General features: G+C 64.1%; 25 protein-coding genes. All 25 read right to left on the reverse strand.

Going from position 1 to position 18,984, the window contains the following annotated elements:
* Positions 1-9: 9 nt before the first annotated feature.
* The 25 genes from BSY17_RS17545 to BSY17_RS17655 all read right to left on the reverse strand — a co-directional run bounded on the left by BSY17_RS17545 (position 10) and on the right by BSY17_RS17655 (position 18,980).
* On the reverse strand, positions 10-954 hold the full coding sequence (locus BSY17_RS17545; RefSeq protein WP_069066414.1) for a phage head spike fiber domain-containing protein: 945 nt from the start codon (positions 952-954) through the stop codon (positions 10-12).
* A complete protein-coding gene (locus BSY17_RS17550; RefSeq protein ID WP_069066415.1) occupies positions 954-1,274 on the reverse strand; it encodes a hypothetical protein in 321 nt (106 codons plus the stop codon). Before BSY17_RS17550 ends, BSY17_RS17545 begins: the two co-directional genes overlap by 1 nt.
* 3 nt (positions 1,275-1,277) lie before the next feature.
* Positions 1,278-1,424: a hypothetical protein gene (locus BSY17_RS21630; protein WP_171899265.1), complete on the reverse strand. Its 147-nt coding sequence runs from the start codon at positions 1,422-1,424 to the stop codon at positions 1,278-1,280.
* A gap of 94 nt (positions 1,425-1,518) precedes the next feature.
* Positions 1,519-1,707: a Pam3-gp28 family putative phage holin gene (locus BSY17_RS17555; protein ID WP_069066416.1), complete on the reverse strand. Its 189-nt coding sequence runs from the start codon at positions 1,705-1,707 to the stop codon at positions 1,519-1,521.
* Positions 1,704-2,033 (reverse strand): DUF6527 family protein, encoded by a 330-nt coding sequence (locus BSY17_RS17560; protein WP_237236374.1) that lies wholly within the window; start codon positions 2,031-2,033, stop codon positions 1,704-1,706. Before BSY17_RS17560 ends, BSY17_RS17555 begins: the two co-directional genes overlap by 4 nt.
* Positions 2,030-2,710, reverse strand: a complete 681-nt coding sequence (locus BSY17_RS17565) for an N-acetylmuramidase family protein (protein ID WP_069066417.1) — start codon at positions 2,708-2,710, stop codon at positions 2,030-2,032. The genes BSY17_RS17560 and BSY17_RS17565 overlap by 4 nt, the downstream gene beginning before the upstream one ends.
* A 66-nt stretch (positions 2,711-2,776) precedes the next feature.
* Positions 2,777-3,205, reverse strand: coding sequence for a hypothetical protein (locus BSY17_RS17570; protein ID WP_216095573.1), 429 nt, complete (start codon positions 3,203-3,205; stop codon positions 2,777-2,779).
* A 17-nt stretch (positions 3,206-3,222) separates the two neighbouring features.
* Positions 3,223-3,990: a hypothetical protein gene (locus tag BSY17_RS17575; RefSeq protein ID WP_069066419.1), complete on the reverse strand. Its 768-nt coding sequence runs from the start codon at positions 3,988-3,990 to the stop codon at positions 3,223-3,225.
* Entirely contained in the window at positions 3,987-6,719 is a 2,733-nt protein-coding gene (locus BSY17_RS17580) for a sialate O-acetylesterase (RefSeq protein WP_069066420.1), read from the reverse strand. The genes BSY17_RS17575 and BSY17_RS17580 overlap by 4 nt, the downstream gene beginning before the upstream one ends.
* Before the next feature lie 23 nt (positions 6,720-6,742).
* The gene (locus BSY17_RS17585) at positions 6,743-7,270 is read right to left on the reverse strand and encodes a hypothetical protein (RefSeq protein WP_171899266.1); all 528 of its coding nucleotides are present in this window, start codon (positions 7,268-7,270) and stop codon (positions 6,743-6,745) included.
* Positions 7,258-9,618 (reverse strand): hypothetical protein, encoded by a 2,361-nt coding sequence (locus BSY17_RS17590; RefSeq protein WP_150125813.1) that lies wholly within the window; start codon positions 9,616-9,618, stop codon positions 7,258-7,260. The genes BSY17_RS17585 and BSY17_RS17590 overlap by 13 nt, the downstream gene beginning before the upstream one ends.
* The gene (locus tag BSY17_RS17595) at positions 9,611-10,033 is read right to left on the reverse strand and encodes a DUF6950 family protein (RefSeq protein WP_069066423.1); all 423 of its coding nucleotides are present in this window, start codon (positions 10,031-10,033) and stop codon (positions 9,611-9,613) included. The genes BSY17_RS17590 and BSY17_RS17595 overlap by 8 nt, the downstream gene beginning before the upstream one ends.
* Positions 10,023-10,640 carry a hypothetical protein gene (locus tag BSY17_RS17600; protein WP_150125814.1) on the reverse strand — a complete coding sequence of 206 codons (618 nt, stop codon included), beginning with the start codon at positions 10,638-10,640 and terminating at the stop codon, positions 10,023-10,025. The genes BSY17_RS17595 and BSY17_RS17600 overlap by 11 nt, the downstream gene beginning before the upstream one ends.
* Before the next feature lie 62 nt (positions 10,641-10,702).
* Positions 10,703-11,221: a hypothetical protein gene (locus BSY17_RS17605; RefSeq protein WP_150125815.1), complete on the reverse strand. Its 519-nt coding sequence runs from the start codon at positions 11,219-11,221 to the stop codon at positions 10,703-10,705.
* Positions 11,221-11,817, reverse strand: coding sequence for a hypothetical protein (locus tag BSY17_RS17610; RefSeq protein ID WP_069066426.1), 597 nt, complete (start codon positions 11,815-11,817; stop codon positions 11,221-11,223). The genes BSY17_RS17605 and BSY17_RS17610 overlap by 1 nt, the downstream gene beginning before the upstream one ends.
* Positions 11,814-14,846, reverse strand: coding sequence for a peptidoglycan DD-metalloendopeptidase family protein (locus BSY17_RS17615; RefSeq protein WP_069066427.1), 3,033 nt, complete (start codon positions 14,844-14,846; stop codon positions 11,814-11,816). Before BSY17_RS17615 ends, BSY17_RS17610 begins: the two co-directional genes overlap by 4 nt.
* A complete protein-coding gene (locus BSY17_RS21635) occupies positions 14,833-14,997 on the reverse strand; it encodes a DUF7697 family protein (protein ID WP_171899267.1) in 165 nt (54 codons plus the stop codon). The genes BSY17_RS17615 and BSY17_RS21635 overlap by 14 nt, the downstream gene beginning before the upstream one ends.
* 17 nt (positions 14,998-15,014) lie before the next feature.
* On the reverse strand, positions 15,015-15,599 hold the full coding sequence (locus BSY17_RS17620) for a hypothetical protein (protein ID WP_069066428.1): 585 nt from the start codon (positions 15,597-15,599) through the stop codon (positions 15,015-15,017).
* Complete coding sequence (locus BSY17_RS17625) at positions 15,599-15,982, reverse strand: hypothetical protein (RefSeq protein WP_069066429.1); 384 nt, start codon at positions 15,980-15,982, stop codon at positions 15,599-15,601. The genes BSY17_RS17620 and BSY17_RS17625 overlap by 1 nt, the downstream gene beginning before the upstream one ends.
* Before the next feature lie 14 nt (positions 15,983-15,996).
* The gene (locus tag BSY17_RS17630; protein ID WP_069066430.1) at positions 15,997-16,935 is read right to left on the reverse strand and encodes a phage tail tube protein; all 939 of its coding nucleotides are present in this window, start codon (positions 16,933-16,935) and stop codon (positions 15,997-15,999) included.
* Between the two features lie 14 nt (positions 16,936-16,949).
* Positions 16,950-17,384 (reverse strand): hypothetical protein, encoded by a 435-nt coding sequence (locus BSY17_RS17635; RefSeq protein ID WP_069066431.1) that lies wholly within the window; start codon positions 17,382-17,384, stop codon positions 16,950-16,952.
* A 3-nt stretch (positions 17,385-17,387) separates the two neighbouring features.
* Positions 17,388-18,071 carry a DUF6441 family protein gene (locus BSY17_RS17640; protein ID WP_069066432.1) on the reverse strand — a complete coding sequence of 228 codons (684 nt, stop codon included), beginning with the start codon at positions 18,069-18,071 and terminating at the stop codon, positions 17,388-17,390.
* Positions 18,068-18,421 carry a head-tail joining protein gene (locus BSY17_RS17645; RefSeq protein ID WP_069066433.1) on the reverse strand — a complete coding sequence of 118 codons (354 nt, stop codon included), beginning with the start codon at positions 18,419-18,421 and terminating at the stop codon, positions 18,068-18,070. The genes BSY17_RS17640 and BSY17_RS17645 overlap by 4 nt, the downstream gene beginning before the upstream one ends.
* 22 nt (positions 18,422-18,443) lie before the next feature.
* The gene (locus BSY17_RS17650) at positions 18,444-18,773 is read right to left on the reverse strand and encodes a DUF2190 family protein (protein ID WP_069066434.1); all 330 of its coding nucleotides are present in this window, start codon (positions 18,771-18,773) and stop codon (positions 18,444-18,446) included.
* Between the two features lie 3 nt (positions 18,774-18,776).
* Positions 18,777-18,980, reverse strand: coding sequence for a hypothetical protein (locus BSY17_RS17655; RefSeq protein WP_069066435.1), 204 nt, complete (start codon positions 18,978-18,980; stop codon positions 18,777-18,779).
* Positions 18,981-18,984: the final 4 nt, after the last annotated feature.

Genomic DNA, 18,984 nt, shown 5'->3' on the forward strand with positions numbered 1-18,984 from the left:
GGGATACCCCTAAACCTTCTCAATCCGCCCCACGGTAGAGCGGTTCAACGGCGTCGGCACGGCGCTCAAGCCGCTTGCGATGGTCGTGACGACCTGCTGCGCGGAGCCATCGGCAAAGACATAGCGGACCGTAATCGTGCCGTCCGACACCCCGCGCGACCCCCAATTGATCGTCACCGCATCTGCGGCGCGTGCGATGGGTGCCGTGGTGGTTGGAATGCGGGACGTCGGCCGAGTACCGACCTCGATCTGCACGTCGCTGATGTCGATCGCGGCGGCAATGTCACCTGTGTAATTTGCAAGAGAACTGCCCGCCGCATTGTCGATCCTGAGCTGACCGCTGGCCGCGATCGTGGCGGACGCGACGGATGCTATCCAACACATCCACCGACCCGCGCCGATTGGCTCTATCCCCGCCGTCGCGCCGCCCACGACATAGGTGACCGTGCCGGTCGCCAGGTCAAATTTGGCAAACCGATTTGCGCCACCGAACGCCGCGGCGGCGAGCAGAAGCACCAGGTATCGCTTCGGACTTCCGGCGACATCCGAGGCCTCGACGCTCAGGCAATAGCTGTCGCCGCTATTATAGGAGACAGCTTGATTGGTTCTGTGATCGCCTAGAACGGCCGTTTCCGTCAGGCGATTTGCGGAGGCCGTTACCCCGGATTTGGTCCATATGGCCGCATTAAGATCACGACTCTGCAAAACCAGATTAGTCGCGGCGGCCTCGATCATCAGCCCGCCCATGACGAAGGCCGACCCGTTCCAGCGATAGGAGAAGCGGGGCGCATCCACGGCGGCCACAGTCCACACGCCCGACGCATCACGATAGTGCGCCGCCGACGCGCGGGACAGCGCGACGCCGGGAGGCAAAGCGCCATCGGCAAAGCCAAAGGAGAGCCGCGTCGCACCTGCCCTCGATAGAGCCAGCCCGAACGAAAGCCGACCGAACATCAGGCGTCCTTCACGGCGATCTTTTGACCGCCCGACCGCGCAGGAAAGCTGCGGAACTGGCCAGCCTTGATCAGATAGCCACTCCCCGCCGCCGCGATCGGCGTCGTCCCGAACTTGATCCAGATATCGGCATCGACGGCCGTGACGTCCCAAACCCGCCGGATTGTCGGATCGGTTGGGGTGGCGATCGTCGATGCGGCGCTGGTCGCACCGCTCGTGATGGTCTGGGCAAAATCCTCTTCCGCATCCGGCAGAGGAATGGGCTCCAGATTGGCAAAGCTGGCACTCACGCGCGCCAGAACGACATGGACAGTGGACATGGGTCAGTTTCCTTTCAGGACGGGCGCTGTGCAGAACCGATTCACGGCCCGCTCGGCCAGTTGGAGGGCGATCCGCGCGTTTCCGCAGGTCGCATAGTCATGCGCCGTGCAGCCTGCGAGCAGCAGCAGGGGGAGCAGCCGGATCACCATCGCAAATCCCTCCGCACCACATAATAGATCAGCAAGCCAATCCCGGCCGCCTCCACCAGCAGGGTGAGGATCACCCCGATGCCGACGCCGACCATCATGGCTTTTGCGCCAGGCGGCGCGTTTTGACCTGGCCCCACACCAGCGGGACGACAATCAGCGCGACGGCCGCGATCATCTCGACCGCGTCAGCTTCCAGCCAGCCTTTGCCGATCGCATAGCCGCCGATAATCAGGATGATCTGGCGGACCCCCGCCGCGATCTGGGTCGTGGTGACGTCGTTCATTCTTCGTCCTTTCGGTCAAATGGAGGAATATCGACGGTTTGCCCCGCAAGCGCGTGCGTGCAGTCGGCCAGAAACTGGATGCGGCCACCCGTCACGAAGGAATGACAGATCGCAGGCGGCGCGCCATCGACGCCCGCATCCGCGCCGTTGTAGGTCACAAGTACGGACGGGGTGAACGTTGGCGCGTCAGGATTGCCATTATATCCCCATCGGGGACCGGGGCCTTCGCCGACCGTGACCATGTGTGCGCCGTCGCATCCGGGGCACCAGAACATCAGGCCACCGTTCGTCACGCTGCGCAGGATCGCGGATATCGCCGCCATCATCCCGCCCTCCGCTTGGCATAGGCAGCAGCCAGTTTTTCGTCATATTTGTTGAGGCGGTAGGCGGTGCCGTTATAGCCGCGCGCGAACGCCGCCCAGTCCTGCCGCTGCAAGGCGCGCTTCAGGCCATTGCCCTCCACGAAGCGCACGAACGCTTCCAGCTGGTCGCCCTCGGTCTGGGCCTGCCGCCACGCGAACGACCAGGGATCATGCGCGCCGCACACGGCATAATTCTCGCCCAAAATCTGGAAGCCGCCATAGCTGGCCGAGGCGAAACCGGCATCAACGTCCAGCGCCACCGCATCGAGCAGCTGCGCCCAGCGCCCGTCCTGACTGCGGAGATAGAGCGTGCGGTTCCACACCCGCGACGACAGCCGGGGATGGCTCTTGTCATAGCGGTGACCTGTCGCGCGGCTGAACCGGTGCGGCTCGAACAGGATCGTCGGTCGGCCGTTGATGAAGGCGTCGCCCGACGACTCGACCTCATACACCGCCCACACCTTCGCCGCCTCGACGCCCAGCATCGCGGCGGCCTGGTCGATGTCGAACTGGGTCAGCACATGGTCCGGCCCCTTGGTCAGCTCATCATGCACGGCTACGCGCATGCGCGGCCCCCACCCCGGCTTGCCCGTGTCGTGGCCCAGCGTCGCCAGTCGCCGCTGAAGATCGGCGTGGTCCATATCCTTCGCTCCCATGAAAAAGGGCGCTCGAAAGCGCCCCGTTGGTCCGGCAATCGTGCCGCCGCCCTAATCGTCCAGGCCGGTCAGTCGCCGCGCACTGACATCCTTTTGCACCGCGTTGCGCAGCTCACCGGTGCTTTCCGTCACCTCGCGGGTCAGGTCGCGCAGCGTCATCGCCTGCACCTGGGCGATAAACCGGTCGGTGTAGAGTTTGACGATGCGATCCGCCCCGACCGTGGCCAGCGCCGTCATCATCGCCGCGGCCTCGGCCTCCGCCCCGGCCTGCTTGGCCAGCCAGAAGGCGATCAGCGCCACCATCGGCAACAGCAGCACGTCGGCCAGGATCAGCGACAGCTTGATCCTGACCCCCCGCTTGATCAGCAGCGCATATTTCGCCGCCAGCCCGATCGTCAGGCCGATCCATATCCAGCCATATTTTGCGGCCAGCGCTTCGAACGTCATAGCCGCTTGGCCTCCCTTTGCCTGTGTCGTCATCGCCGGGCCGCTCCCGATCAGATCGTGATGCCGCGCCGCAGATAAAGCGTGCGCACATGGTTGTAGATGACGCTGACTGTCGTGTCGGCCATTGCGCTGCGCACGATGCCCGCCATGTAGATTTTGACCGGACCCTTGTCGTTGCCGTTATAATTGCCGCCGATGATATAGGGCTGCGCCAGCTCCGCCGGATAATTGACGGTGGCTACCGCCTGCGCGCCCGTCCCCATGATCCGGGCGAGACGGACACGATCCGCATCGCACCGTCCGACATACATGAGCGCATCCCCGGCCGTTGCGACGTTGATATCGCCCGTCGATGCATTGCCCTGGACAATCGTCCCGGCATTGTCGCCCGCCTGCTGCACGGTCAGCCGGAGCAGATTATTCGCGGCGACCACGTCGTTCAGATACATAGCCGCGCCGGAGATCACCTGCCCGGTGTCGATCGACGCAGAACCAAGGTTGGAAATCAGCGGGCAACTGTCGCCCTCAGGCAGCACCGGCTTGGCGACGCAGAAGAAGGTGAATTCGGGAGAGGCCGCGGCGGCCGTCTGAATGAAATTCTCCATCCCGGTGAAGATCCAGTGATAGGGGTCACCACCAGGCTCGCCCGCCAGCACCCCGACCGGTACCGCGTCCATCGCTCCCGTCGCCAAATTGCGTCGGGCATCGACCCCCTCGGCGAAGAAATTGAGATAGGCGAACTCATCGATGTGCGGAAACCCCTTCATGGTGGTGCAACCCACCAGGAAGTCGGCGTCATGATTGATAATCTGCGTCATGCTAGGGTCTCCGCTTGGATCGAGAAATTCACGCACCAGTTTTCGAGGGGGTAAGGCTGGCCGACCAGCGCCGGGATGTTCGCCCCGGCATATTGGCCGGTGCCCGGCGCATATTCGTAATTTTCGGTGGCGATGGTGCGGTCGCTGTCCTTCAGGCACAGATTGCCGCCTGACCCGCGCTTGGTCCCGCCCTCGACCCGGACAGCGCCGGATGTGGGCCGCGTCAGCGTCAGCCGCACCATCGCCTGCCCGACCAGCTCGACCGCCGACAGGATGATGTCGCCGATCGCATCGCGCACCACAAAACCCTTGTTCGCATAATCGGTCGCCGCCAGCGCCACATAGGGCTGCCCCCACTGCAACGGCGGCTCTGGGACATGAAAATCGATCAGCACTTCCGTGCCCGATACGGTCGCGCGCCGGGGATGGAGCGGCATCCACCCCTCCTTGCGCAACAGCAGGCGCGCCAGCACCTTGCCGAACTGCATCCCCAACCAGCGCGACCCGTTGGGGTCGAGATGCACCGTCTTGTCGGTGAGCGGATAGGTGGCCGCCGCCATGTGCAGGCCCGTGTCCTGCGTCGCCGCCTCCAGCTGCGCCTCGCCCACGAACAGATTGCCGAAATCCTCTGTGTTGAATCCGCTGGTCTGGTAGGTGACGAATGCCGGTGCTTTCGCCTGTCCGGTCAGCGCCGTTATGTCCGCATTCAGGTCGGTGCGGAGCTGGCGCAGTGCCGCCTTGTAATCGGCGATCGACGGGTTCTCACTCGCCGCGCCATTCTCATAATCTTCCTCGCCTTGCAGCCACAATATTGCAGGCACACGGACATCCATCCCTGCAAATTCGGGCTGCGCCATCACCTTGGCGATGCCGTCGAGAACGCGATTATAATAGCTGTCCTCCACATTACTGGCGGGCTTCGACAGCGCCTCGATCGACTGTCCGCCGACGCCACAGCTGATCACGGCCCACGGCGTATCGGGATCGGCCTCGACCCCATGATGATCAAGATAGGCCGCGCGCAGGAAATTGATCGCGCCGACCTCCGGCCCTTCGCCGGGGACGTTGGTGCCAGGCGCATAGGCCGCGATCGTCGCGTCGCTGGGCAGCGTATTGTTGACGTTGACCACCGCCACCATCGGATGCAGCCGCGCATTCAACGGGTCGCTGCCATAGAGCGGATCGAACGACGTGCCAGTCTGCGTCCAGGGCCGGGTAGAGAGGCCCAGCATATAGACACCTGCGTCGTTGCGCGGCGTCTTGGACAGCACCGGCCAGCATTCCTGGCCACGACCAAGCGATTGGCCATAGACGATGAAGATATTGACCGCGCTACGCAGGATCGGCTGCTGCGTCGTGTTGAACTGTCGCGCTACCGCCGCCGACAGCGCCAGGTTGGCCGCATCGCGATCGGCAAAACCCGCGTCAACATCGCCATCCGCATCGATTGGCGCGGGGATAGCCGCGCTGTCGAACCCGGTGAAGCCGTCAGGATCAAGCACCAGCAGCCCCTGGGGATAGGCATTGGTTATATCGACCTTGGCCAACCGTAGGGCGCGCCCCGCAATGACACCATCTTCCGAAACCGAAAAGGCATCGAACCCATCTGGATCGCTGACGGACAGGCCGCGCCCGCCGCCTTCGGTCAGGATGCGCTCGGCCAGCTTGTCAAACAGCCGCCCTTCGATCCGCGAAAACAGGCGCACGAACGCCGGGTCCGTATCGAAGCCGGTAAAGCCATCCGCGTCCAATATGGTCAGGTGTCCGGTCAGGTCGCGAAGGATGTCCAGCCGGTTGATCCGCGCATCGCCCGCGATCGTCGCATTGCCAGCGCCGTCCACGGCGAACAGCGAAAAGCCGTCGGGATCGTCGGCGGAAAACCCGGCACTCCCCTCCTTGATCAAACTGGCCAGCGCCGCGAACGCTGCTTCCGAGGTGACCGCCGCCAGCGGGGTGTCGATATTCGGGTTCTGGTAAAAGGCGATGGCATAGCCGTCGCCGATCACCATGAAAATCTCATCCAACTCGGTGTCGGCGAGACCTTGCTCGCGTGTCAAAAACTGCCGGATAGTCGCGCTACCCAGCAACGCCCCGTCGCGCGCCGCCTCGGACTGAACTCGTGCGGCGTCGGCTGCCTCTGCCTTGGCGGCGGCGTCTTCGGCCGCGAGCTCCGCCGCGTCGGCAAAGGGCTTGGCAGCCTCCATGTAGCGGGCATCCATAAGCAACACGTCGTCTGCAGGGATCAGGCCCTGGTCTTTCAACTGACGGGAGGCGGTAGGACCCTGTCCGCCGCGCTCGCTGAACGCAACGATGAACCCATCCGCAACCAATTCCGCATAGGGCAGGTCGACCCATGCCGGCGCGGCGTCGGCATCACCAGGCAGGCTGGCGCTCGGCTGCACATTGATGTCGCCGATCCAGCGCGTGGTCGATGCGCCACCCGTCGTCTCGATCACTTCATAGACCAGCCGATATTCGACCCCATCGGCATAGATCAGCGATGCGGCGGCGGCCGTGATCGGCACGGTCGTATATAGCGCGTCGCCCGAAAGGAGCATCGGGATCACCAGCAGCGGGGTCGATACCACCGCGCGCCGCACCGCAAAGGCGAAGCTGCGACCCGACAGGTTCTGCGGCGTGCGGTCGGCCAGCAAAATGGGAAAATGCGCGACCTTTGGGTTACCGGCATAGAGGGTCAGCGCCCCGGCGACGGTGCGGAACATGGTCATGGACTGTCCTTTTGCTTAAACGGTCAGGCGGGCCAGGGCGCGGCATCGGCGGCCGCCTGCTTGGTCGCGATGGTGGTGGCGGCGCGGATATCGCGCTTGGCCTGCACCGCCACGGCCTCGACCGTGGCGATGCATTGTTGGGATGCAGCCATCCCGCTTTCGAAACCCGCGATCACGTCGGCAATCGCTTCCCCCGTCGCCACCGCTTCGGCGGCGGCAAAGGGGAAACGCGCGGTGCATTGCTCGACCGAAAGCGCCGCGGCGATTGTGCCGCCAAGCATGTGATAATCCCGCACTTCGGCCGCTTTTTGCGAATAGGCGTAGGACTGACCTTCGCCGCGCGTCATGACGGTCGCCCGCATCGCTGCGCGCTTGCGATCCACGCCCGCGAGCAACGCCCGTTCGGCCTCGACCAGCTCGCCCGCCGCATAATGATCGCCGGGCAAGGCCTCGATCGCGGACGCCGGATAGCCATCGGGCCACACAAGCGAACCGTCCGCTTTCAACCGATGGGTTGGCCGGGTCGATGGACCGCCCGTCATGCGTCCCACCCGACCGTCATCGCCGCGTCTGACCCCACCGCCAGCGTCCCGGTCCCGTTCCAGCGACGCGTCTGCAACTGGAATTCCCAGGTCGTCGCGCTCGCTGGCCCTGCCATGCTTTCGCTGATCGACAGGACGGACGGTTCGCCCGCCGTCGCGCCATAGGCATCCTGCGTTTCCGCTGCCATATCGACCCAGCTACCGCTGCCCGGCGTGGTGCGGTACTGGATCTTGCCCGCCAGCTTCCCGCTGCCGGACGTGGCATTATAGGGCAGGTTCACTTGTGCCGATATCGTCCCATCCGGCCCGACGACCAGGCCGATCGGCCCGCCATTGACCGAGCCATAGGTCGCACTGTTGTTGACCGACAGCGTCGTATCCGTCCCCTCGTTGATCGACCCGCCATCGCGCACCTTGGTCAGGTTGACGTTTGCCACCCCGATCGCCGTGCCATCATAACTGACGGTCACCTGCACGGTCGCGCGATCGGCCAGGATCGCGTCGATCGTCAGCGTCCGGTCGTTCGTGCCACCCAGTGACGCAACGCAATTGGTCGCGACCAGCGCATAGCTGGTCAGCGGGTCTTCGCTGATATCGGTCGACCCCTGATAGACGAGATAGTCCGTCGAAAGCGGGAACTGGCCCGATTTGGGCACGCCAGCATAGGTGCAGCTCACGGCCCGCACCCAGCTTGATGGCGCGATCGAAAAGCCGTCAGCCCCCTTGACCACGTCGGTGGCGATGTCGTCGCGATCCTCACCGCTGGTCAGCGCCGGGGTCGGCGGTGCGGTGCCGGTGCGGCCCAGCGCAAAATCATGTTTGCCACTGGTTTCCGACATCAGCGTAAAGGTCACGACCATCCGCGCGGGATCGAGCTTGCGGTTGACGATGATTGCGTCGATCCCGCCCAGCCCATGTTCCGGCAGTGCCAGCGTGATCATGTCTCCGGGTCCGAAATGGCGCATGTGCGGCTTGCACGGGACGATGATCGGCGCCAGCTCCCGCCCGTTCAGCAGGCGATAAGCCGCCAGTTGCGCCGCCTGATCCTTGTCCTGCACCAGGTCGAACTGGACTTCCTCGATCTTCTCTTCGCCATCCTCGGCCAGATAGCTCGAAATCGTCACCAGGTCGGACTGGACATACTCCCACTGGTTCGCCTCCGACCGATATTTGGGTCGGATGCCATTTTTGCGCTGCGACCAGGGCTGCATAGCCGTGACGTCGACATCATCGTCGGCCAGGTCGTCGGGCGTCAGCGTATAGAGGGATACGCGCGGCGCATTATACCGGACGCCCATCTTGCACCCGCGCCACAGCGTCTCGGCCGCGCCGGCCACCAATATGCGCTTCAGATTGGCCCAGCGATCCCCCGGTTCGTACAGCACGCCCCCGACCGTCCAGCCATTGGCGTCGCAGACATTCGCGAGGGTCACAAAATCCTGCACGATGATGCCGTCGAGCGGCAGCCCGACGCCGAACACCCGCTTATAGACGGAGGCCGGATTAGTCCGGTCGCGCTCCCATGACCCCATCGCATATTTCAGTGCGTGCAGGCCGGGACATTCGGTCCATTCCCACGTCGCCTTCGCCGCATCGAACGCGGCCGTGTCCGAAGGGTCGGCCCAGCGATGCGAACCCGACCCGCCGGGATATGTGCTATCCTTGCGCGGATCATAGGCCAGCACGCCCTGCCACACCGCGCCCGACGCCGGAAAGCCGGAGGCATAGCGTTTGCCATCCTTGTCGAACAAGGCATTCCACAGCACCGCCGCTTTCGACGATAATTTATGCGCGCTGCTCCAATCTGGCATCCCCGACCAATGCGGGACCAGTGCCGTTTCAGGGCTCTGACCCATCCGCACGTCGCGATAGAGATAGCTCGCATAATAGCCGGTCGCCGCGTTGCTGCTGAACGGGATCGCGCCATAGTCGAGATACAGCCCTTGCAGCGCCGCCAGCGGCCCCGCCACGCTATAGACGATCGCCATCCCCCTGTAGGGGTTCGCGACCTTCTTCAGCTTTGCGCCATAGCCGACATCGTGGCGCAGCACCCCGCCCGAATAGGTCCGCCCAATGATGCAGGGCGAAATCGGCTCGGCCGCGATGATCACCTGGTTGATCGTGCCACGCGCCGGCGGCGTCTTTGCCGTCAGTTGCGCGCCGATCGTCGCGAGTGTCGCAGCAGTCGAGGCGATCATCGCCACCGTGCTGGCGGTAGCAACGATAGACGCGGCCGTTGCTGCCCCGGCGGCCGTGCTCGCCGTCAACAGGCCCGCGCCCGCTGCCGCGCCAACGCCCGTCGCCACCAGCGCCACAGCACCGGCGATCATCGCAACCGTCCGCAATGTCTTAGACACGCCAGGCACCTACAACCTGATCGAGCGACAGGACGAGTTGCGGGCGAACGCCGCTAGGGTCATCCTGATGCCAGCCGATCAATTTACCCGCCGTGTCGCTGATGCAGATCGAACCGAACAATTCATCGCCGGGAAGCACGGCCAGGTCGCCGACCCACATCGACGCCGGTGCGATGCGCGGAAGGAAGCTGTCGAGCATGGCAGCGACATCGGAAAATCCCGTCTTCTTCATGGCTGTGCGCGCGCCCAGCGCGGATCGAAAATCCGGCACCGATGGCGGCCTGTGCCCCATATTGCGCAGATGCGCGCGCGCCATGTGGATGCAGGTAGCCCGCGTACGCCAGTCGAAGGCGCGCGCCTGGTATTTGGCCAGCGTCCTGCGCGTGGCCTCCACACGGGCGACATTAGACAACATTGGTCCACCCCGCACGCGCTGCCATCACCGCGGCGCTGGCCGCCGCCAGCCCGCTCGATCGTCCCGTCTGCTGCGCCTCCACGCCCCAGGCCACCGCACCCGTCAGCCCGGTGGCGTTGACCTCGCCCAGCTCGCCGGGGAAGATCGACTGGTGAAAGGCGTTCGACAAACTATTGCCCTCATTGCTCGAAAAGAAGCGCTCGCCGCGCGGAACGAATGTCATCGGCAGCTCGCGACGCGCCTTACCCGTCACCAGCCGCACCTGATCTAGCTGCGCATCGACCTGCTGGTCCGGCGCGCCGATGATCTGGCCGGTCAGGTCGTCGATCTCTGCCAGCCACAGCCGCAGTCGCGACCCCTGCATCCCCGGCGCGGCGAGATCGATCGCGGCGGCGGTGCTGGCAGGCAGGAAGGTGATGGAGAACGCCGGGACTTCATCGCCCACGCCCTCTTCGAACACGTCCATCGACCCGATCATGCCGAACACGTCGTCGGTCACCTGATAGATTTCGCTGCCCCAGGGCACGAAGCCGCCGTCGCACAGCCGGATCACGCGCCCATCGCGCAGCTCCAGCTTCAGCAACCCGGACAGGCGCACTCGGTCCACTGTCGAACTCCCACGACAAGCATGCGGCAGTCCGCCGCACGCTGAGTTTCAAAGCTTAGAGATTAGGCGGTAACGACGCTGCTGAGAGCAAACCCGGCCCCGGCGACGAATCCGAACAGAGCCAGCAGCGCACAAGCGACGCCACCAAGGCGGTAAAGATCGCCGCGAACATGAGAGACGATATTGACCCGGTCGGGTTGAACAGCTTTCAGTCTGTCCTGCGCATCCCACGCTAGGCCTTGCGCAGCGACATAATAACAGTCCTGCGAGAGGTGAGCCCATAAATAGGCGAGGATCGTGCAAACAAGGCCAAACGCGAAACAGGCAAATGACCACCAAAGCATCGCGATATTGAACCGGACAGAGCCCGCAGCACCTACGAAAGTGAACAGCGCGACCAATGCACCGCCGTTAATCAACGTCAAGCTTTGAAGGCCGTTCACCGCGAAGCCGATGGAAAAGCGCAGCCGTTCAGCCGCTTCCTGGCTTTGCGATTGATAGTCACGCTCCAAATCGGCCCGCATTGCATCATCCATGCTGGCAGATTGAGATATGCTCTCTGATAAAGCAATGCGCTCCATTAACCCATTTCCTCGATCGTAAAGCCGATGCCGACAACTCGCGCCCCGCGCACGATCTGCCAGCTCTGTTCATTGCCGCTGATCTCGCCCTCGATCATCGGCTGCGCCAGATGCACGGCCGCACCATCGGCAAAGGGCTCGCGCAGATGCTCGGTCAGCGTGATCGCCATCGTCCCGTCGCCGCCCGCGACATTGGGGCCATGGACATTGTGCAGATAATGCTGGCCTGCCGCATTCTGGATCGACAGCCAATAGCCCTTGTTGCACACATAGCCCGGCGTCAGCCCGCGCAACTGGATGATGCGCCCCGCCTGATTGGCCCCGTTCATGACCGGCGCACCAGGCGAACCCTGATCAACCCCGTTCAACGGATAGGGCAGCCGCAATCCTTCCTGCTTGGCGCGGATCAGGTCGCTGATCAGGGCCGCGCGCAACAGGCCGCTGCCGACGCCCAGCGTGATCGCCGCGCGATAATGACTGCCCAGCCGGTCGATCCGCTGCCCCGCCGCATTGGTTGCCCCGCGCACCGTCGCGCCATTGTCGATAAATGCTGGCGTGACTGTCGCCGCAATGCTGCTGTCCGACCAGACGATCATGCCAGCCGCCGACCGTTACGCTTGACCATCGCCTGCTGCGCACCACCGCTTGCCGCCCCCGCGATCATCGGGGCAGCGGACAGGACCTGTCCTGCGCTGATCCGCGTCACCTCGACATCGAACAGGTCACCCTTGATCACCCGCACAGTGAATTCTGAACCGCCATTGTCGTTCATGGCGCGACGCGTATCGCTCGCGGTCATCACCCGCGCGCCGCGCGGCATATGCACCATTTCCGGCCCGTTTTCGCCCACCAGCGCGACCCCTGCAGGCGTATAGGCGTCGCCCAGCGCGCGTGGCCCGATAAACTTGCCCAGGCTCGCAACCGAAGCGCCCGTCGATCCCCCACCACCGCCAAAAGCGCCGATAACCGACGTCAGCGTCGGCAACCCATCGCCGAACAACATGTTCTTGAGCGGGTTGATCACCGCCAGCTTCATCATCTCATTCTGCAATTCGTTCAGGATCGTCTTGCCCGCATTGCCCCAGCTCGACCATGTGTTCGGCGACAGCACCGTATCCACGAACCCCCGCCCGAAATCGGTCACTTCGGCCCAATTGCGACTATACTCTTCCAGCAGGGCGTTGATCTGCTCCTGCTCCTGCTTGGCGAGTACCAGTTCGCTGACCTGATCGGCCGTCAGCGTCGGATATTGCCGCACGATATCCAGGCGGAACCGCTCGATCTCCAAAATTGCGGCCGCCTCATCGCGATTCTGGCCGCGCAGCTTCCATTCCAGGTTGAGCAGCATCGTGCCGGCGGATGTGTCGGCCCGCATCTGTTCCATGATGCGCTGATTCTCGATCAGCGCGTCGCCTTCCTTTTCCAGCGCCGCCAGCGCCGTCTTCCCGACATCATAGTCGTTGGCCCAGCGGTTGCGCTCGATCAGCAGCTGCTGCGCCTTGCGCGCCTCTTCTTCGGCAGCGCGATCCGCTTCCTTTGCCCCGCGCCCGACCGCCGCTATCTCGACCCCGGAACCATCGGTCGGAAACAACCCTTTGCGCGGATCGACCTGCTTGCCGTTGACGACGACCTCATAATGGAGGTGCGGCCCGGTGCTGCGCCCCGTGCTGCCGACCTTGCCGATCACATCGCCCTGTCCGACGGACTCTCCCTTGGCGACCATGCTGTTGTCGGACAGGTGGCCATAGCGCGTCTTGGTGCCGCCGCCATGGTTGATGACCACGAATTTGCCCAGGCTGTCGCTATAGCCGACGACCTCGACCACACCGACCGCTGGTGCGCGGACATCGGTGCCCGTTTTCGCCCCGATATCGATCCCCTTGTGATTGGTGCTGGCACCATCCGTCGGCGCGCCACGCTTCCCAAAGCCGGACGTGACGGTACCGTTGACTGGCATGAGGAAATCGGTCAGCGCCTTGGTGCTGGTCTTGAGCGCCGCCTCCATCTCCTGAATTTTCTTCAGCTCGGCATCGCGAGCATCGGCAGCGGACGTTATTGCCGCTGCAAAGGCTTTCTGATCGCCGGTACGCTCGAGGTTGCTCATCGCCGCCGCATATTTGCGGTCATAATCACGCTGGGCCACCTGCGCCGGATCGCGCCGCGCATCGACAGCGGAGCCCGTCATCAGACCTTGTGCCTGACGCATCGCAGTCGTTAGCCGGGACACTTCTGTTTGCGATGCGCGCAAATCTGACTCTATTTGGCGAATTCTGGCAATCTCGCTGGCTATCCCCTGCGCCGCGACATCGCCGCGCTGACCGCCCTGGCGCGCAATCTGCTTTTGCGCCTCCAACTGGGCACGCGCCTGTTCAAGCAGCTTCTGATTGCGTTGCTCCGTTTCGATCGCCGCCTGCCGCGACGCCCACGCATCGGCATATTTCTGCTTCATCGACTGCGCCGTGGTGCGGGTCTCGCGTTCCAGCGAGGCGATGAGATTGTCCACCGCGCGCTTCCGATCCTCGGCCGCCTTGGTCGCTTCCTTTTCGGCCTTGCTGGTATCAAGCAGCGTGCTGATGAGCGTCGCTCCCACCGCGACGCCGGATATGATCGCCATGCCCCATGGCCCACCGAGAAATCCGACCCAGCCTTTAGCCCCGGTCGTCATCATGCCGATGGCCTGGGTCACCTGGCCCGCCTGCGACACGAAAATCTGCATCGGCGCGGCACCCATGGCCCACATGGTGGCCATGTCGTTGACCTGATAGGATAGCTGCTGCGTGCCCGCCTTCATCATGCCGGTCGACGCCGTGACCTTGCCGTGCGTCTGCGTCACCTGATCCAGCGCCGCCTGCTCCATCCGCAACTTGCCAACATAATCGTCCAGCGTGATGGCCCCAGCGCTGATCAGCGTCCGCGCCTCCGCCATTTCGGTGTTGAACCGCTGCTGCGCCGCCCACACCGGATCGATCGCTGCCCGCAGGGCGCGCGCCTTCTGCTCCATCTGCTCCATCGCCGCCGCCAGCGCGCCATAGCCCGCCCCATTATCGATGGCCGACGACGTGCCGACGCCCAGCAGGGCATTGACCTTGTTCTGATTGGCGTCCCGCTGCGCCTGCGCATTGCGCGCGATCGATGCGGCGGTCTCATTCAGTTCGGCCTGCAAGCGATCCTGCGCCTGCGCATAAAGATCCGCCGACAAATGACCCTCGCGATGCAGCCGGGCCGCCTCGGCCATCTGGCCGTTGACGCGCTGCTGCGCGGCCCAGAGCGGATCGAGCGCGGCGCGGATCGACAGCGCCTTGCGTTCCATCGCCTCCTGTTCGGCGATCAGCTCCCGGAACGCCGCCGCCGATGCACGCGCCGATCCTTCATCGACGATCGCGCCGGTGCCGACGGCCATGTTGATCCGCGCCTGCGTTGCCGTCTGCGGTGCGATCGCCGCGATCTTGGCGGCGGCGGCGACCTGGCGACGCTGCGCGGACTCTATGTCCTGCGAGGCACGCTCGAAAGCGCGCGTGGCACGGTTCGCGGCGGCATCGCCCGCAGCGCCAACCTCCTGAAAGTCGCGCTTGACCTCATTCTTGCCTTCCGTCCCGAGACGGATGCCGACCTTAGCTTGTGCCATCGTCTTTCTCCTCCGTCATCTGGTCCAGTAATATCCGCTCGACTGGGGCCAGCAGGTCGGCGAGCAGCGCCATGTCCACGCGCTGGGCCTGCCCCACCGCCAGCACAGCGCCAAAATCGAGCGCAAAAGGTCGGCCGAAACCGGCACGCAACTGGCGGGTGCAGGCGGCTAGGACGTCCCAGACGCCGACGCCCGCTTCGGTGCGCGCTTCCTGCTCGCGGTAGGGGCACCCCTTTTTTTCGCCTTCGGCTTTGCAGCGGCCGTGGCGATGGGCTTCGCAGACGGATCGGCAATATCCTGCCCCGGCGTCGCCCCCACCGAAATGCCATTCGGCGAGGGCGATAAGCCGTTTTTTTCCAGTTCCCTCTCGACGAACGGCCGTACATAGGCAGCGTCCAGCGCCTCGAACCGCGACGGGTCGGCCAGCAACAGCCGCAGATTGTCGTCGGTCAACGGTGCAGGCTGACCCGCCGCATCGCCCACACCGTCCCAGTCGATGATCCCCGACCGCAACAGGCTTTCGGAAAGCGCATCGCCTGCCATCTCGATCAGGTCGAGCGGCAGCGGCGCATTTTCGTCGTCGGGCAGGTCGGCACCCTGATAGCAGGCCCCGGCCGCACGCCGCGCCGCGCGCAACGCGATGCGGCCGATCGGCGCGAACTGCACGCGCACCGCAGGCCTGTCGCCCACCGCCGCGTGCAGCGTGAACCACCATGGCTTCTGCGCCGCCCGTTCTGCGTCCAGGTCGAGCATCAGGCCACGACCTCGCCCGCGATCCACTCGACGCGGAAAGCCCGTTCTTCGACGACGGTGGCGAAATGGTCGCCCTCGCGCACCAGATTGCCATCCTCGATCTTCATCCGGGTCAGCGTGCCGGCGTCCTGATCATAGGCCCGGACATGGCTGATCGTCTCGCCATTCGCCGGATCGACGATCCGCAAGCTGCCAGAGGCGAGTAGCGTGAACAGGTTTTTCGCGATGTCCCATTGGCGTGGCGGCGGATCACCGGCCGCTACAGCAGGCTTAGCGGCCGCCGAAGTCGCCGGCGTTTCGGTCGCGCCCTCGACACCAGATCCATTGGCCGCCGGTTCACTGTTCGCGTCGCTGCTCGCAGCGACAGGCTTGGGCGCCTTCATATCGACATCCTCCCTCAATAAAATTCGGTGTTGTTGGTCAGCGTCGCCGTGACCTTCGGCGCTACCCGGCCGCTGGCCTGGCAGTTGAAGTCCTGCATCACGCCACGCGGGCCATCGACGGGGCGCTTGACCTTGGGCAGGAACACGCGCGGCATGCTGAATTTCAGGCTGTGCGGCCCCTTGCTCCACCCGATTTCGTCCAGCTCGACGGGCGTCCCATCGGTGGCCGCTGCCAGCAGGTCCAGACTATTGAACCGCGTGCGGATATTGATCTGCGCCTGTACGATGCCGGGGATGACGCCGGAGATGCGACCATCCGGGCTGATCGTTTCGATCTTGTCCAGGCCGTTGGAAATGGTGATGTCGGCAGACACGACATTGCCCAGCGCCACGCCATCGCGCTTGATCACGCCGCTCGCCTGCGCAAAGCGATCGCCCGACACCAGCACCAGGCCACCAGCTACCGATGCATTGACCGTGGCGGTTTCGCCCTTGGCGATCAGCGAGACTGTCGCATTGAGTAGACCGCTACGCGCCATGCCGATCCGCATCTGGTTGACGACGGCACCATAATGAACCGAAAAGGCCGGGACATCCGGGTGACCGATCTCGATCGAGTGGCTGGGCAGCACCGACTTGCCGCTTTCGAACACATGACTGTATGCGCCAGCGGTGCCACCGTTGACCGGCGCACCCAGCAGCCCGCGCAGCCAGAAGCCGATCGCCTCCATGTCGAGTGGCACGACGATATCACCGTCGTTCGTCTTCACGTCATAGGTCGGATCATGACCCTCGCGACCCAGGCCGAGTTGATCATCCTCGATCAGCGGGCTTTCCTCGCCCAGCGTGTGCGAGATGTACGACAGCTTGTTGAAGCCGGTAGCCGGGGTGACCCCATAGGTCACTTCCGGTATGGCATACATGACCGTGTTGATGCCCATCCCATAACCCATGGAAATCTCCTGTCTTAAAGGGGTGTTGAAGTTGAATAGGTGGCGATGATGTCGAACGTCGCGCCAAGCTCGGTGCGCGTCGCGAAGCTGCTCAAAGGCTCGATTTCGAGGCCGCTGACATCCAGATAGCTGACCATCCCGCCCAGCTCGCGATCCGCCGCGACCGCTGCGCCGACCTTGCCCGCAATGCCGTCGAGGATCTGGCGCAACGGCCGCGTCTGCTTGTAGGCGCGCAGCTCGATCGGCACGCGATGCTGCCAGTGCCAGGTCGGCGGCGACAGATCGACGCCTTCCTCATCCAGCTCGCCGTCACGCACGGTGACGGTTTCGAACTGGCCCGTCCGCCGGACCCGCTCCGCACCATCTTCCAGGCCGATCACCTCATGATCGGGCAAGGCAGCGCGGACCAGCGCCAACACGGCCTGGTCGACATCATGACGCTTGGACATGGATCAGCCCCACCTGGCGTTGAGACGGCTTGCGACCCGCGCCGCCGCCTTGCGGGCTGGGCCTTCCAGGTCGAGCAACCGCGGCATCTTGACCGATCGGACCAGCGTGAACATCAGCACCGGCTTGGCCTTGCGCGGGGCCATCCCGCGACGGCCGTTGACGCGGCCAGCCGTGGCCGGGCGAAAGCCGCGCGACACGCCCGATACCACGTCGATGAAGGCGAAGCCCTTGCCGCCCTCGAACGCCAGGTCCAGCTCCGCATTGAAATGCAGCTCCACCTCTTCCGGCGTCATCGCCGTGCCGCGGGATCGGCGACCCATGGAGGAGGAATAGGCGCCAGCGCGACGACGGCGCGGGACGTTCTTCGACGGTATCCACAGCCACTTCGCACCATTGACTGGGCGGATCGTCGCCCCCCGGATGAACGCATCGACAATCTCAGGCGCGGCCGACCAGATATAGCCCGCCGGATTGAGCGACCGGCCACCCTGCGGATAGACGTTCGACCGCCACGTCCGGGCCAGTTTCGCGCCCATCCCCGCGCCCGTGATCTGGCTGCGAAGCTCCTGCTTCAGCACGTCCACTTCCTGCGACATGATGGTCGTGACGTCCTGCGCGATCTCTTGCTCGATCGCCTCGAACTGGCGCGCCAGCGGCGCGGATATCAGCTCCGACACCATCTTCATCGCGACACGTCCCTGATCTCGTAGCCCATGACCCAGGTCATCGCCTCTGTGTCGGACATCGGCTCGCCGGTCAGGATCAGGTTTTCGGAAGGGATAAATTCGTCGTTGGTTATCGTCCCGATGGTCAGTTCATCGCCATCCTGGAGCATTGGAAGTTGGGACCGGCGGATTTCCACGCGCCGATCGGCCATGATCATCGGCCCGTTGCCATAGTGCGCTTCGCGGTCGCCCTGACTGCGAATGACGCGCACGTCGCGCGTGACCTGGCCATTGACCGAGACATGTTCCGCCGCTTCGGAGCCGGGCGCATGGAAGATCGCGTCCAGCGCCGAAGCGAACGGATTGGTCATTACGCGCCTCGCTCGCTATGGATTAAGCGACGAAGCACAGAGCGGCATTGCCGCTGGTCGCCGCTGATGCGGCGGCGGCAGTAGCAACAGCGACCTGGGTGTTGCCCGCTGAAGTGGTCGTCAGTCGCCGATTGGTATTATCCCAATATAGCTTAACGCCCTCCGTCCATGCCTCGCCGGTTGCTTTGGGAAGCGTGAACACTCCCCGCGTTACCAAAACAACAGGCGCGCCAATGGCTGCGTCGCACGATGCCACGCCGAAGATCGATCCGATAAGCGCGGCAGCGCCCGCCGCCAGCGCGACAGGTGCGGTCAGGGTGAGATTGTCACCGTTCTGAACAAAGTTCTTCATGGCTTATGCCTCCGCTTTTCCACGGCGGGCCGTGGTTTTGGTTTCAACCTGATCTTCCTCTTCGGGCAGGTCTTCGGGATCGCCATCGAGCGATCCATTGTCCTTGAGGCGCTGGGCTTCCTTGTCGTTGACGGTGAAAGGTCCTTCCGAGGGATAACGGAGGGCCTTTTCGAGGATGGCCGGTACAGCCAGATTAACGATCTTCATGGCG

The sequence above is a fragment of the Sphingobium sp. RAC03 genome (assembly GCF_001713415.1).
In the GTDB taxonomy this organism is placed as follows: Bacteria; Pseudomonadota; Alphaproteobacteria; order Sphingomonadales; family Sphingomonadaceae; genus Sphingobium.